This window comes from Streptomyces sp. NPDC060184, assembly GCF_042728795.1.
In the GTDB taxonomy this organism is placed as follows: domain Bacteria; phylum Actinomycetota; class Actinomycetes; order Streptomycetales; family Streptomycetaceae; genus Streptomyces.
In genome coordinates, this window is sequence record NZ_JBHWYX010000005.1 from 122,704 (window position 1) to 136,506 (window position 13,803).

The 13,803-nt window shown below is 73.5% G+C and carries 14 protein-coding genes; 12 read left to right on the top strand and 2 right to left on the bottom strand.

Features of this window, described 5'->3' with window-relative positions; genetic code table 11:
• Nucleotides 1-19 precede the first annotated feature (19 nt).
• The 8 genes from ACFWEE_RS05590 to ACFWEE_RS05625 all read left to right on the top strand — a co-directional run bounded on the left by ACFWEE_RS05590 (nt 20) and on the right by ACFWEE_RS05625 (nt 8,868).
• The gene (locus tag ACFWEE_RS05590; RefSeq protein ID WP_386886617.1) at nt 20-772 is read left to right on the top strand and encodes a cupin domain-containing protein; all 753 of its coding nucleotides are present in this window, start codon (nt 20-22) and stop codon (nt 770-772) included.
• Entirely contained in the window at nt 769-1,845 is a 1,077-nt protein-coding gene (locus ACFWEE_RS05595) for a hypothetical protein (protein WP_386886619.1), read from the top strand. Before ACFWEE_RS05590 ends, ACFWEE_RS05595 begins: the two co-directional genes overlap by 4 nt.
• A 107-nt stretch (nt 1,846-1,952) precedes the next feature.
• Complete coding sequence (locus ACFWEE_RS05600) at nt 1,953-3,035, top strand: hypothetical protein (RefSeq protein ID WP_386886621.1); 1,083 nt, start codon at nt 1,953-1,955, stop codon at nt 3,033-3,035.
• Entirely contained in the window at nt 3,032-3,958 is a 927-nt protein-coding gene (locus ACFWEE_RS05605; RefSeq protein ID WP_386886623.1) for a hypothetical protein, read from the top strand. Before ACFWEE_RS05600 ends, ACFWEE_RS05605 begins: the two co-directional genes overlap by 4 nt.
• 12 nt (nt 3,959-3,970) lie before the next feature.
• Complete coding sequence (locus ACFWEE_RS05610) at nt 3,971-4,516, top strand: hypothetical protein (protein WP_386886625.1); 546 nt, start codon at nt 3,971-3,973, stop codon at nt 4,514-4,516.
• Between the two features lie 94 nt (nt 4,517-4,610).
• On the top strand, nt 4,611-6,386 hold the full coding sequence (locus ACFWEE_RS05615) for an asparagine synthetase B family protein (protein WP_386886626.1): 1,776 nt from the start codon (nt 4,611-4,613) through the stop codon (nt 6,384-6,386).
• Between the two features lie 62 nt (nt 6,387-6,448).
• Nucleotides 6,449-7,798, top strand: a complete 1,350-nt coding sequence (locus tag ACFWEE_RS05620) for an aldehyde dehydrogenase family protein (RefSeq protein WP_386886628.1) — start codon at nt 6,449-6,451, stop codon at nt 7,796-7,798.
• A 95-nt stretch (nt 7,799-7,893) separates the two neighbouring features.
• A complete protein-coding gene (locus ACFWEE_RS05625) occupies nt 7,894-8,868 on the top strand; it encodes an acetylxylan esterase (protein WP_386886630.1) in 975 nt (324 codons plus the stop codon).
• Nucleotides 8,869-8,900: 32 nt separating this feature from the next.
• Here ACFWEE_RS05625 and arcA read toward each other — a convergent pair whose 3' ends face one another.
• Complete coding sequence (arcA, locus tag ACFWEE_RS05630) at nt 8,901-10,160, bottom strand: arginine deiminase (protein ID WP_386886631.1); 1,260 nt, start codon at nt 10,158-10,160, stop codon at nt 8,901-8,903.
• Nucleotides 10,161-10,207: 47 nt separating this feature from the next.
• The gene (locus tag ACFWEE_RS05635) at nt 10,208-11,665 is read right to left on the bottom strand and encodes a basic amino acid/polyamine antiporter (protein WP_386886633.1); all 1,458 of its coding nucleotides are present in this window, start codon (nt 11,663-11,665) and stop codon (nt 10,208-10,210) included.
• 300 nt (nt 11,666-11,965) lie between these two features.
• On the opposite strand from ACFWEE_RS05635, the gene ACFWEE_RS05640 reads away from it, so the two are divergent.
• From ACFWEE_RS05640 to ACFWEE_RS05655, 4 genes are read left to right on the top strand one after another with little or no spacing between them, the layout of a single operon-like run.
• Nucleotides 11,966-12,286 carry a gas vesicle protein gene (locus ACFWEE_RS05640; protein WP_386886635.1) on the top strand — a complete coding sequence of 107 codons (321 nt, stop codon included), beginning with the start codon at nt 11,966-11,968 and terminating at the stop codon, nt 12,284-12,286.
• A gap of 30 nt (nt 12,287-12,316) precedes the next feature.
• Nucleotides 12,317-12,787 carry a gas vesicle structural protein GvpA gene (locus tag ACFWEE_RS05645; protein WP_386886637.1) on the top strand — a complete coding sequence of 157 codons (471 nt, stop codon included), beginning with the start codon at nt 12,317-12,319 and terminating at the stop codon, nt 12,785-12,787.
• Nucleotides 12,788-12,790: 3 nt separating this feature from the next.
• Nucleotides 12,791-13,552 carry a GvpL/GvpF family gas vesicle protein gene (locus tag ACFWEE_RS05650; protein WP_386886639.1) on the top strand — a complete coding sequence of 254 codons (762 nt, stop codon included), beginning with the start codon at nt 12,791-12,793 and terminating at the stop codon, nt 13,550-13,552.
• Nucleotides 13,543-13,800: a gas vesicle protein GvpG gene (locus tag ACFWEE_RS05655; protein WP_386886640.1), complete on the top strand. Its 258-nt coding sequence runs from the start codon at nt 13,543-13,545 to the stop codon at nt 13,798-13,800. The genes ACFWEE_RS05650 and ACFWEE_RS05655 overlap by 10 nt, the downstream gene beginning before the upstream one ends.
• The last annotated feature ends 3 nt before the right edge of the window (nt 13,801-13,803 follow it).

Consider the following 13,803-nt stretch of genomic DNA (forward strand, 5'->3'; position numbering starts at 1 on the left):
TCCCGCCCTACGATTCCCCGTGACGCGCGCGCCGCGCGTCACGGGGGCAGGGGGAGGCGCGATGGGCGCGGGCGGGGAGATACCGGACCGGGTACGCGGGGCGCTGCCCCGCGGTGTCCGCCTCTACCATGTGCGGCCGGACGGCTCCGTCCTCGTCGCCGACCGTGAGGACTGCCGCCCGCTGGGTCCCGGCGGCGGGATGATCCCCTTCATCGACGACGGCCAGTTCGCCCACTACCTGGTGGGGGACGCGGCGACGTCCCCGGAGCGGCCGTCCAACGCGACGGTGAAGCTGGGGATGGTCGGTCCCCGCAGCGCGTTCACCCCGCACGCCCACGGAGGCGAGCACTACGTGCTGTCGCTCGGTCACGCGTCGTGCGGTCTGTACGACACCGAGCGCGGCAGGACCGTCGACGTACCACTCGTGCCGGGGATGCTCATCCGCATCCCCGAGATGATGCCCCACTCCTTCGCCAACCGGGGCAGGCGGCCCCTGACCATCGTCACGGCGAACACCGGGTACGGCATCGACCACGAGGACTACGCGATCACCGCCCCGGAGGCGGAGCGCAGGGCCCTCGGCGGGAGCCCGTCGCACCCCCGCGAGGGGGCGCTCGCCGCGGCGGCCACCACCGACTTCCGGGCTCTGGCCTCGGCCCTGCGTTCCGTGGAGGAGCGTCAGAACGTCCACGGCATCGCCCCGGCCACGGTCCGGGAGCGGCTGGCGGGCCGGCTGCGCCGGGTGGCCGCCGCGCTGGAGGCCACCCGGTGATCTGTCCCCACTGCGAGCACAACCTGCTCCGCAAGGAACGCCCCGGCAACAGGTGCGCGTACTGCAAGCGCCTCTACGCGCTGGACCCGAAGACCAACACGCTGGGGCTCAGCGACCTGCGGGTGCGGCGGGTGATGTCCGAGCTGTCGGCCGGCGGTCACGTCGCGGTCTCCCCCGGCCAGCTGTGGTACGCCCTGTCGCGCCGTTCGCTGCGGACCAGCAGGCTCGGCGCGGCATGGAACCCGCTGCTGGCGTTCGGAGGCGCCGCCCTGCTGCTCGCCGGTGTCCTGGTCCCCTTCGTACCGGCCTTCCTCACCGGAGCGGTCTTCCTGCTGGTGTCGCTGACGGTGGTCGTCGCCCGCAAGGCCGGGGTGGGCCGGGGCGTCCCGCCGGTGGACCGCGACGCGTTCCGCTCGGCGGTCCTCGTCCCGTGGCTCAGGGTGTACGGCGAGCTGCCGCCCGGCCTGGTGGACGAGCCCGTGCGGGAACGGGACCCGTACGGTGCCCCGCCCTCTCCGCACGGGCCCGCTCCGGACGTCCGGGCGGCGGGGGTCCTGCTCTGCCCCGATCCGTCGGTCCTCGCGTTCCTCACGGCGGAGGGCGTGGCCGGCCACTACGGCCTGGTCCTCGTCCGGACCCTCGACGAGGCCGTGGGCCTGGCACCGCGGGGGCCGGTGATCGTGCTGCACGACGCGGACGCGCACGGGGTGCTCCTCGTCCGGCGTGCCCGCGACGCGTTTCCGTCCACCAGGGTGGTCGACGCCGGCCTCCCCGTGGGCAAGGTCCACGGCCTGGCCCAAGCGGTACCGGTACGCGACCGGAGGCGCGGCCCGGACGCGGCGGCACGGCGCGAACTCGCCGCTCTCGGCGAGTTCGGCGAGGCGGAGCTGAAGTGGCTGGGGCGGGGCTGGGGGTTCCCCCTCGTCGGGCTGCCCCCGGCCCGGTTGCTGGAGGTCGTCGCCCGGTGCGCCGCCCGGACCACCCGGCGCCCCGATCCCGCGCGCGCCGGGGCGGCCGGTCTGGGCTTCTTGACCTGGCCCTCCCCCGGTACCGGACGGGAGCCCGGCCAGTGATCTGTCCGGGTTGCGAGGCGCGGATCACCCGCAGGGAACGCGTCGGCGGCAGATGCGCGCGCTGCGGGCGGCGCTACGCCCTGGACCCGTGGTCGGACGGTGCGGGGATGCACGACGTCCGCATCAGGCGCCAGGTCGAGCGGGCGACCGGCAACGGCCGGCTGAGGATCACCCTGGCCCAGCTCTGGTACGCGTCCCGGTCGTCCAACCCCTTCTCGGAGGCGTCCCGGCCGCGCGGTGTCCGGGCGTGGGTGCGGTGGGGGGTCGCGCTGCCGCTCTCGGCCGCGCTGGTGGCGGTCGCGGTCGTGGCGCACGGCGGAGTCCGGACGGCCGCCGCGTGGCTCGTCCCGGTGGTGCTGGTCCTGGCGGTCGCGCTGCGCCACCGTCCGGGACGGGGCGCGTTCGCGCTGGTCCAGCCGCCGGAGAGCACGTTCCGGGCGCTGATGCACGGTGCCTGGACGACGACGTACGGCGGGCTGCCCGGCGGGGTGGTGGACGAGCGGCGCGCGGCGGGCACGGCTGCCGCGCGGCGCGCGGCCAAGGCCCGGTCGGGACCGCCCGAAGTGGTGCTCCTCTGCACCGATCCGGTCGTCGCGCGCTTCCTCCGGGAGAACGGGCTCCCGAACCGGCCGCACACCCTCCTGGTGACGGAGGCCGCCGACCGCGTCGGCGGCACGGACGGGCCCCGACGGGTGCGCGAGGCGCTGGAGCTGCTGGCCGGTCACCCGGCCGACGGTCTGCCGGTCGTGGTGGTGCACGACGCGGACGCCGAGGGCGCCCTGCTCGCCCCGGCGCTCCGTGCGGCCCATCCCGGCCGGACCGTCGTGGACGCGGGTCTCCGGCCGGGGGCCGTCGCCCGCAACCCGCGTGCCGTCCGCCGTTTCTCCGGCGCTTCGGGGTGCGACGCCGAACTGCTGCGCACCGTGGCCGGTCTGCCCGGACACGAGGCCGCCCGGCTGGCCGAGGGCTGGTGGTGGCCGGTCGCCGCGGTGCCGCCCCCGGTCCTCGCCGAGGCCGTCACCAGGGCGGTCGAGCACGCCGTGACGGCGCCAGCCCCGCGGCCGGACCGCCCCGGGAGCCCGCTCTCCCAGGGCTTCCTCACCTGGCCCGACCCCACCGGGCAGCCGCAGCCCCGCGGCGCCTCCCGCACCACCGGGCAGCACGACCCGCGCGACAGGAGCACCTCATGACGCCCCGACGCCCTCCCCTCATCAGGGCGCACGCCCTCCCGGACCCGTCCGGCGGTCCCCGTCCCCGCCCGCTCGTCCGCGCGCTGGACGCCGCCCTGCACGCCGCGATCGGCACCGCCGCCGCACGGGCTGCCGAACCGGGCGGACTCCGGTTCACCGAGAGGCAGTTGTACTTCGAGACCTGCCGGGTCCTCGATCCGGCGCTGACCGTGCTGAGCCGGGTTCCGCGCACCGCGCGGCCGTACCTGCGACTGCCGTCGTTCACCCGCGCGCTGGACGCCCGGGGCCGGGACACGGTGCCGGGCCTGCTGCCCTCCCCGCCCGGGGTGGCGCCCGCCCCGGCACGGACGAGCGAACCCGACCTCCACGACTACGGGCTGCCCCGCCTCCTGGTCTGCCAGGACCGCGCGATCGCCCGGATGCTGCTCGCCAACCACGTCCACCTGGAGGCCGCCTGCCCGGTCCTCACGGTGGCCGACGCACTGCCCTTCGACCCGCGGCTTACCACCGCGCTGGAGCGCGCGGGCGGGGCCACGGTGTACGTGCTCCACGACGCGAGCCCCCGGGGGATCGCGCTGCGCGGCCGGGTCCGGGCCGCCCTCGGCCCCGTCCCCGGCGTGCGGGTCTCCTCTCTCGGGCTCGTGCCGCGGCATGCGCAGGCCATGCGCTTGCCGGCCGGGCGCGGTCCGGTCCGGCGGGAGGAACTGGCCGCGCTGCCCGGCACTCTCAGGCCGCAGGAGACGGAGTGGCTGGCGCAGGGCCGTTTCGCCGAGGTCGCCGCCGTGCCCCCCGGCCGGCTGGTCCGCGGGGTGCTGCGTCTCACCCGCGGACCCCGGGTGCCGCGGACCTCGGTGTGGACGGAGCTGCGGGACCTGCGTACCACGGGCTTCTTGAGCTGGCCCGATCCGACCGGAAGAGCCTGAGGACAGCAGACCATGATGAGGCCCAGAGAGATCGGCTACAGCGACGAGCTGCTGGCGGACGGCAGTGTGCACCGCTCCTACCAGGACGGCCGGCAGGAGTGGCGGCGGCGCGATCCGTCGGTGGCGGGGCTGGTGCGCTGGTACGACAACACGGGGGCGTCGGGCACCGACGAACTCCTCGGGGACCGCATCGTCAAACGCGTGTCCAACGGCACCGTCACGTACGGCCGCGACCTCGGGTACGGCCGGACCGTGTGGGGGCGCGGCGACTCCCTCACGGTCAACCGCACGTCCTTCGGCGGCCGGATGGGCCTGCTGCTTGCGGGCATCGGGGTGACGGCTCTGGTCGTCACCGAGGCGCAGTTGCCGCCGCTGAGCCTGAGCCCGGAGGAAGAGGAGGAGCTGCGCCGGCAGGCGGCGCGGGACTCCGGAGGGGACGGCGGCGACGGGGCGGGTTCCGGCGACTCGGACGGACCGGCCGACCCGGCGGACGACGACTGGGACGGCGACTGGGGCGGCGGGGACGACGGCGGCTGGAGCGACGACGACTTCGGCTGAGGCGCCCCGGTGGTGTTCGGCGGATCGGGGCCGGACACCGGCAGAGGGCGCATGAAGAGGACCCGGCGAGGAACAGAGCGGAAAGGAGCCGTCGATGGCGCGCTTCTGTGTGAGTCTTGCCCCCACGACGGACGGGGCCCGCGCCCATGTCCGGGCGATGGGCGCGATCCCCGGCGTCGGGCCGGAGATCACCGTCCCGTGTGCGGACGCGGCACTGCTGCGCGGCGAACCCGGCCCGGCCGAGGGCCCGTTCACCGCGTGCGGTCTCACCGCGACCGGTGAGGTCACCCTGCACAACGTGCCGGTGCTGCGGGACGCGCTGGAGCGGCACGGGACCCCCGCCCCCGCGCGCTGTCCGGACGCCGAACTGCTGCTGCGCTGCTGGGCGTCGCTCGGTGCCGAGGGGGTGGCGCTCGCCGAGGGCATGTTCGTGCTGGCGGTGCTCGACGGCACCGACCTCGTGCTGCTCCGCGACCACGTGGGCGCCCGTACGGTGTTCTACGCGCGGGCGGACGGGGCGTGGGCGGCCTCGTCCTCGCTGCGGGCGCTGCGCCGGTGGCCGGCGCTGGGCACCTCCCTGAACCTGGCCGCCGTCCGCTCGTTCCTGACCTTCGCGTACCTGCCGGGTGAGGAGACGCTGCTGACGGGTGTACGGGAGGTGCTGCCGGGCCGGGTGGTGCGGTTGTCGCCGGACGGTTCGGTGCGCGAGGCCGTCCACTGGGAGCCGGCCGAGCGGCTCGACGCGGACGCGCCCGACGAGCCGCAGGACCATGTCCTCGGGCTGCGGGCCCTGCTGGAGGACGCGGTGGCCTGCCGGCTGCCCGAGGCGGAGCCGGTGGCGGTGCTGCTGTCCGGGGGCATCGACAGTTCGCTGGTCACGGCGCTCGCGGCGAAGCTGCACAGCCGTCCGGTCCGCACGTACTCCATCAGCTTCGGCGACGAACTCCCCAACGAGCTGGGCTACTCGGGCCTCGTCGCCGCGCACTGCGGGACCCGGCACCGCGTCCTGAACGTCTCCGGCACGACGGTCGCGGCGCGGCTCGCGGAGGCCGCGGCCCTGCTGGACAGTCCGGTGGGCGACCCGCTGACGGTGCCCAATCTGCTCCTCGCGGAGGCGGTGGCCGACGAGGGAGCCCCGGTGGTGCTCAACGGCGAGGGCGGCGACCCCGTCTTCGGCGGCCCGAAGAACCTCCCCATGCTGGTGCAGGAGATGCACCGGGAGCCCGGGGCGCCGTGGGACGAGGACCGGGCGACGGCCTATCTGCGGTCGTACCGCAAGTGCTGGACGGACCTTCCGGTGCTGCTGACCCCGCAGGCGCTGGACGCGCTGGTGGACGCGCCCCGTCCGCAGCGCTTCGTCGAGCCGTACCTGCTGCCGGGCCCCGGCAGCCCGTACCGCATGGGCAGCCTGCTCAACCAGCTGCTCCACTGCAATCTGCGGACCAAGGGCGCCCACCACATCCTCACCAAGGTGGAGCGGCTGACCTCGTCCCAGGGCGTCGAGGGCCGCGCGCCGCTCTTCGACCGGCGGGTGGTCGACCACGCCTTCGCCACTCCCCCGGTGTACAAGCTCCGGGGCACGGTGGAGAAGTGGGTCCTCAAGGAGGCGGTGCGCGACCTCCTCCCCGGCACCGTGGTGGACCGCCCGAAGAGCGGGATGCGGGTGCCGGTGCAGCAGTGGCTCACCGGTCCGCTGCGGGACCTGGGCAACGATCTGCTGCTGGGTCGCGGGGCCCGGGAGCGCGGGCTGTTCCGCGAGGACACCGTCCGCACGTGGCTGAAGGGCGGGGGCACGTTGCTGCCGCGCCAGGGAGGGAAGCTCTGGCTCGTCCTCACCCTGGAGCTCTGGCTCCGTTCGTACGACCTCTGACGGGCGGCCCGGACTCCGGGGCGCCCGAGGACACACCACCCGAACTGCCGGAGGAACCACCGATGAAGACCACCCTCACCGACCCCCGCACCGGTCTGGCGCGCGGTACGGCGCCCGTCTCGCGCGAGCGGGAGGTGGCCGGGGCGGTGGCCGCCGCCAGAGCGGCGCTGCCCGGCTGGAGCGCCCTCACCCCCAGGGAGCGGGCCGTACGCCTGGGGCTGCTCGCCGCGACGGTCGAGGCGGAGGCGGCCGAGTACGCCGCGTGCGAGCGGGCGGGGACCGGCAAGCCGGAGCCGGAGACGGCGGGCGAGGTCGCGCAGGTGGCCGACCTCTTCCGGTTCTACGCCACGGCGGCCCGGACCCGGACCGTACCGGCCTCGGGGGCGCTGGTGGCCGGCCACGAGAGCTGGGTGCGGTGGGAGCCGGTCGGCGTGGTCGGGGTGGTGGTGCCCTGGAACTACCCGCTGATGATGGCGGCCTGGCGGTGCGCGCCCGCGCTGGCCGCCGGGAACACCGTCGTGGTCAAACCGGCCGAGACCACCCCGGACTCGCTCGTGCTGCTCGCCTCGCACGCGGCGGCGGTGCTCGGCGAGGGGGTGCTGCAGGTGGTGCCGGGCGACCGGGCGACGGGCCGGCTGCTGGTGGAGTCCGCGGTCGACATGGTCGCGTTCACCGGCAGCCCGGAGGCGGGCCGGGACGTCGCGGCCCGGGCGGGCACCCGCCGGGTCAGCCTCGAACTGGGCGGCAACGCCCCGGCGATCGTCCTCCCCGACGCCCCGCCGCAGACGTGTGCGGCGCTCGCGGAGGCGGCGACGTACAACGCGGGCCAGAGCTGCGCGGCGCCCGCGCGGGTGATCGCCCTGGCGGAGAACTACGACCGGGTGGTCGCGCTGCTCGGCGCGGCGATGACGGAGCGGGTGGCGGGCCGTGACTTCGGGCCGCTGAACAACGCGGACCAGGCGGCCCGTTACGACCGGATCGTCGCCGCCTCGCAGGCGGGGCACTCGGCGACCGGGACCGTCGAGGCGGCGGCGGGCGAGGAGAAGGGCTACTGGCGTCCGGCCAGGGTGCTGGCCGATCTGCCGCCGGCCGACCCCGCGGTCACCGAGGAGGTCTTCGGCCCCCTGCTCACCGTCGAGCGGGCGGCCACCGTCGAGGAGGCCCTGGCCCTGGCCAACAGCGTGCCCCAGGCGCTGGCGTCCAGTGTGTGGACGACCGACCTGGAGCGGGGCATCGACCTGGCGTCCCGGCTCGACGCGGGCGAGGCGTGGGTCAACTGCCATCTGGTGCAGACGGCCGAACTCCCGCACGGCGGACGGGGTTCCTCGGGCCACGGCACCGACCTGAGCGTGCTCGCCCTCGACGAGTACCAGCGCCCGAAGACGGTCACGGTGCGCGTCGGCCGGCCCTGACGCATCTCCGTCCGGGGACGGAACCGGGCTTCTGCGGACCGGGGGATCGCACGTACCGTGTGATCACTCTCATCCGTGCGACGAAAGCGGCCCGCATGTCCCTGTTCGACCTGCCCCTCGAAGAACTCCGTACGTACCGAAGCGCTTCGGCGGAGCCCGCGGACTTCGACGCGTTCTGGTCGAGGACGCTCGAAGAGACCCGCAGCCATCCGCTCGACGCGCGCTTCGAACTCCGCGCGGACACGGGCCTGAAGACCGTGGAGGTGTACGACGCGACCTTCGCCGGTTTCGGCGGCCACCCGGTCAAGGGCTGGCTGGTGCTTCCGGCGGGCACCACCGAACCGGTCCCGGCGGTGGTGCAGTTCATCGGGTACGGCGGTGGGCGGGGCCTGGCCCACACCCATCTGCTCTGGGCGTCGGCCGGGTTCGCGCACTTCGTCATGGACACCCGGGGCCAGGGCAGCGGCTGGGCCGGCGGCGACACCGCCGATCCGGTGGGCAGCGGCCCCGCGTTCCCTGGAGTCATGACCCGGGGCATCGAGGACCCGCACGACTACTACTACCGGCGGCTGTACACCGACGCGGTCCGGGCCGTGGAGGCCGCCCGCTCCCACCCGCTCGTCGACGCGTCGCGCACCGCGGCGGCCGGGATCAGCCAGGGCGGCGGCATCACGCTCGCGGTCGCCGGTCTGGTGCCGGACCTGGTCGCCGTGGCGCCGGACGTCCCGTTCCTCTGCGACTTCCCGCGCGCCCTCACGGTGACCGACCGCAACCCCTATCGCGAGGTGGGCGACTACCTCAAGACGCACCGGGGCCGCACCGATCGGGTCAAGGAGACGCTCGCCTACTTCGACGGGGTGCACTTCGCCGCGCGGGCCACGGCGCCGGCGCTGTTCTCGACGGCGCTGGAGGACCTGACCTGCCCGCCGTCCACGGTGTTCGCCGCGTTCAACGCGTACGCCCACGCCGACAAGTCGATAGAGGTGTACGACTTCAACGACCACGAGGGCGGCGGCCCCCACCAGGAGGCCGCGCAGCTCGCCTGGCTGCCCGGGAAGCTGACGGCCTGACCGACCGGAGGCCCGCACCTGACGGTGGCGGGTCAGAAGGAGACGGGGTCGCGGACGAGCGGGCAGGTCATGCAGTGGCCACCGCCGCGCCCGCGGCCCAGCTCCGCGCCGACGATGGTGATGACCTCCACGCCCGCCTTGCGCAGCAGGGTGTTCGTCTGGGTGTTGCGGTCGTAGGTGAAGACGACGCCGGGTTCCAGCGCCACGGCGTTGTTGCCGCTGTCCCACTGCTGGCGTTCGGAGGCGTACACGTCGCCGCCCGTCTCGATGACCCGCAGCGCGGGCAGTCCGAGCCCTTCGGCGACGACGTCGACGAAGGGGGTGGAGCCCTCGTCCGTGATCTCGACGCCCGGCGCCTTGTCGCTGGGACGGAGGGAGAAGGCGTGGACCGCGTCCATGATTCTCGGATAGAGCGTCACGATGTCGCGGTCGGCGAAGGTGAAGACGGTGTCCAGGTGCATGGCGGAACGCAGCTTGGGCATGCCCGCGACGATGACGCGCTCGGCGGCGCCCTCGCGGAAGAGGGAGGCGGCGACCTGGGTGATGGCCTGACGGGAGGTCCGTTCGCTCATGCCCATGAGGACGACGCCGTTGCCGACGGGCATGATGTCGCCGCCCTCGAAGGTGGCCTGTCCCCAGTCCTGTTCCGGGTCGCCCCACCAGACCTTCGCGCCCCGGTAGTCGGGGTGGAAGGCGTAGATGGCGGCCATCAGGAGAGTCTCGCCGTGGCGGGCGGGCCAGTACAGGGGGTTGAGGGTGACGCCGCCGTAGAGCCAGCAGGTGGTGTCCCGGGTGTACAGGGTGTTCGGCAGCGGCGGCATGAGGTATTCGCGGGCGGCCGTCGACTCGCGGGCCAGTGCCAGGTAGCCGGAGCGGAACTCGTCGGGGAGGTCCGCGGTGGCGAGCCCGCCGATCAGGTAGTCGGCGAGCCGGCGGGGATCCAGCGACTCCAGGAAGGCGCGGGTGTTCTCGATGAGCCCGAGACCGACCTCGTTGGCGGTGATCTTGCGGTCCAGCAGCCAGTCCCGGGCCGCCGGGATCGCCATGGTCTCGGCGAGCAGTTCGTGGAGTTCGACGACGTCGACGTCGGCCTGCCGCAGCTTGTCGACGAAGTCGGCGTGGTCGCGCTGGGCGTTCTCCACCCACATCACGTCGTCGAAGAGCAGGTCGTCCGCGTTGGTGGGGGTGAGCCGCCGGTGGGCCATCCCGGGTGCGCAGACCAGGACCTTGCGCAGCTTGCCGACCTCGGAGTGGACACCGAGGGCGGGGCTCTGGGCGGTCGTGTCAGTCATGGGAAGCCTTTCGCGGTTCACCGGCGGGGCGGCCGGGGTGGGACGGGTCAGAGTTCGATCCAGCCGGCGGCCAGGGCGATCACACCCATGACGGCGCCCGCGATCGAGACGGCGCAGATGACCGCTTCGACCGGGGAGAAGAGGCGGCGGTTCTGCTCCCGCCGGGCCTTGACGAACAGGAAGGTCGCCGGGGCGTAGAGGATGAAGGAGACGAGGACGAACTTCAGCCCCGCCGCGTAGAGCAGGAAGGCCGTGTAGAGGGTCGCGAGCGCGGCGACCACCAACTCCCCCCGGGTGACGCGGCCCTCGGCACGCTCCTTGTCGGGTCTCAGCGCGATCTTGAGGGCGAAGGCGGCGGCCAGCAGGAACGGGATCAGGGTGAGCGCGCTGGTCAGGTCGAGGGCGAAGTTGAAGGCGTCGTCCGAGAAGGCGGTGATGACGAGGACCAGCTGGCTCAGTGCCGTTGTCAGGAGCAGGGCGGGTACGGGCACGTCGGCGGCGGTGGACCGGCCCAGGAAGCGGGGCATGTCGTCGTCCTTGGCGGCGACGAAGAGCACCTCGGCGGCCATCAGTGTCCACGCCAGGTAGGCGCCGAGGACGGAGATGATGAGCCCCACGCTGACGAAGACCTTGCCCCAGGTGCCGACCGCCGCTTCCAGGACCCCGGCCATGGAGGGCTGGCGGAGTTCGGCGATCTCGGCCATCGGCAGGATGCCGTACGAGACGATGGTGACGGAGGCGAAGACGGCGAAGACGCTGAGGAAGCCGAGGATGGTGGCCCGGCCGACGTCCTCGCGCCGCTTGGCGTGGCGGGAGTAGACGCTGGCCCCTTCGACGCCGAGGAAGACGAAGACCGTGGCCAGCATGGTGCCGCGCACCTGGTTGAAGAGCGAGCCCGCGTAGTCGGCTCCGGCGAAGTTGTCGGCGAAGACGGACGTGTCGAGGTAGAAGAGGGCGAGGATCACGAAGACGAGGATCGGGACGACCTTCGCCACGGTCACGATCCGGTTGATCGCCGCCGCTTCCTTCACTCCGCGCCGGATGAGGAAGAAGAACCCCCACAGCCCCACCGACGACAGCACGATGGCGAGCGCCGTGTCGCCGTCTCCGAGGGCCGGGGCGATCGCCCCGACGGTGGACATGATGAGGACCCAGTAGGTCACGTTGCCGACGCAGGCGCTGGCCCAGTAGCCGAAGGCCGAGAAGAAGCCCAGGTACTCGCCGAACCCGGCCTTGGCGTAGGCGTACACGCCCGCGTCGAGATCGGGTCTGCGGACCGCGAGCTTCTGGAAGACGAACGCGAGCATCAGCATGCCGATACCGGCGACCGCCCAGGAGATCAGGGCTCCGGCGACACCGGTCTCCGCGGCGAAGCGCCGGGGCAGCGAGAAGACGCCGGCCCCGACCATGGAGCCGACGACCATCGTCGTGAGGGTGAGCAGGGTCAGTTTGGCCGCCGGCGACGCCTCAGCGGGAGTGTCGGTACCGGCCTCGGCGTTGGTCATGCTTCCCCTCCGCGAGGTGCCTCTCCCGGTCCGCGCGGGGACGATGCGCTCCGGTCGATCTGACACACGTTCATTGCGACGGGAATCTAGTACCGCCTGCCCGCTTTGTCATATTGCGGTCACTTTTGGTCACCGCATCCGCTGCGGACACGCGAGGGCGGGCCCTGCCCCGGAACGGCCGTCCGGAAGCGACCGGGCCACTTCCGCACGGAGTGCCCGCTCTGTGCGCCGGACCAGCGGATACGCACCGATGGGTCCGCCCAAGATGCACCGGGCGCGGTGACGCCCAGACTGGGAACCATGGCAGAGACACGTCGTAAGCGGGCCGCTCACCCCTCGTCCGCCGTACGCAAGGGCTCCTCGGACGGTGGTCCCCAGGGAGCGGCCCGGGCTGCCTGCCAGAGCCTGGAGGGCCTGATCGCGCATCCGCTGGAGGGCGTCTCCGCCGTCCGGCGCGCCGACGACGACGGCTGGTGCGTCGTCGTCGACGTCCTTGAGGTGCCTCGCATTCCTGACACCACGAGCCTGCTCGCCTCCTACGAGGTACGGCTCGACCAGGAGGGCGAACTCGTGGAGTACCGGCGAGTGCGCCGCTACCGACGGGGTTCCGCCGACGAATGACGCGGCGGCCCCAGAACCGGAAGGACCCGCATGGCCACGACCTCCTACTCCGACGAAGTCACCTGCCCGCCGCGTTCCGGCACGCTCTACGACGTACTGGAACTCATCCTCGACCGCGGCATGGTGATCGATGTCTTCATCCGGGTGTCCCTCGTCGGGATCGAGATCCTGAAGATCGACGCCCGCATCGTCGTGGCAAGTGTGGACACCTATCTGCGGTTCGCGGAGGCGTGCAACCGGCTCGACCTGGAGCGTGATTCCGGCAGCACCACGATCCCCGAGCTGCTCGGCGGGACCGCGGCCAAGTCGATCGGCAAGCGCAAGGTGCGCAAGGCGGCGTCGACGGTCGGCGACACCGTACGCAAGGCCGTGGGCGCGGACGACCGCGACGGCGACCCGGAGGACGGGGCCGACGAGGCAGCGGAGCCCGCGCGCCCCAAGAAGCGGCGGGCCCCCGAGCGCTCCGGCGGCGCGCGTCGCCGTCGTCCCGTGGAGGCCTGAGCCATGCCGACACAGGGTGTGTACGTCTACGGCATCGTCCGCCACACCACGGCGGTGCCGACCGGGCTGAGCGGCGTCGGCACTCCTCCCGCGCGCCTCACGGCCATCGGGCGGGGAGCGGTACGTGCCGTGGTCAGCGAGGCGCCCGCCCGGCTGCGTGCCCGGCGACGCGATCTCATGGCACACCAGGAACTGCTGGTCAGGCTCGCGGAGGTCGACTCCGTCCTGCCCATGCGCTTCGGCATGGTGGCGACGGGCGAACAGACCGTGCTCCAGCAGCTGGCCGCCACGGAGAAGGCCTGCCTGGAGGCCCTGGAGCAGCTGGCCGGACGCGTGGAGATCAACGTCAAGGCGTTCCCCGCACAGGACTCGCTCGCCGCGGTGGTCGCCGAGGAGCCACAGGTACGCCGGCTCCGCCAGGACGCCCGCCGGACGCCGGGCTACGAGGCTTCCGTACGACTGGGTGAGGCCGTGGCCAAGGCACTGGCACGCAGGGCGGCCGAGGCCGGGGACCAGATCCTGGCCGAGCTCACGTCGATGGCCCACGCGGTGTCGAGAGGACCCGAGGTGCGCGACTGCGCGCTCAACGTGTCGTTCCTGGTCGACCGGGCCCGGGAGAGCGAGTTCCGTGACGCGGCACGGCGTCTCGGCGACGCGCGCCCCGACCACGTCGACCTCAGGGTCGTGGGCCCACTGCCCTGCTACAGCTTCGTGACCGGCACCACCCCGCTCGCTCCGGCCCGGACGGGTGCGGCATGGGGCTGATCACCGGGATTCTCCTGCTCCCCCTCGCCCCCGTGCGCGGGGTGGTGTGGGTGGCGGACAAGGTGCACGGGGCGGCGGAGCGAGAACTGAACGACCCGACCGTCCTCAGGGCCCAGTTGGCCGCACTCAACGACGAATTGGAGGACGGCCGCATCGGCATCGAAGAGTTCGAGCGTCAAGAGGAACTGCTGCTCGACCGGCTCCACGCCGAAGGCGTGGCGGCGAACCGGACGATCGAAGGTGACTGACCC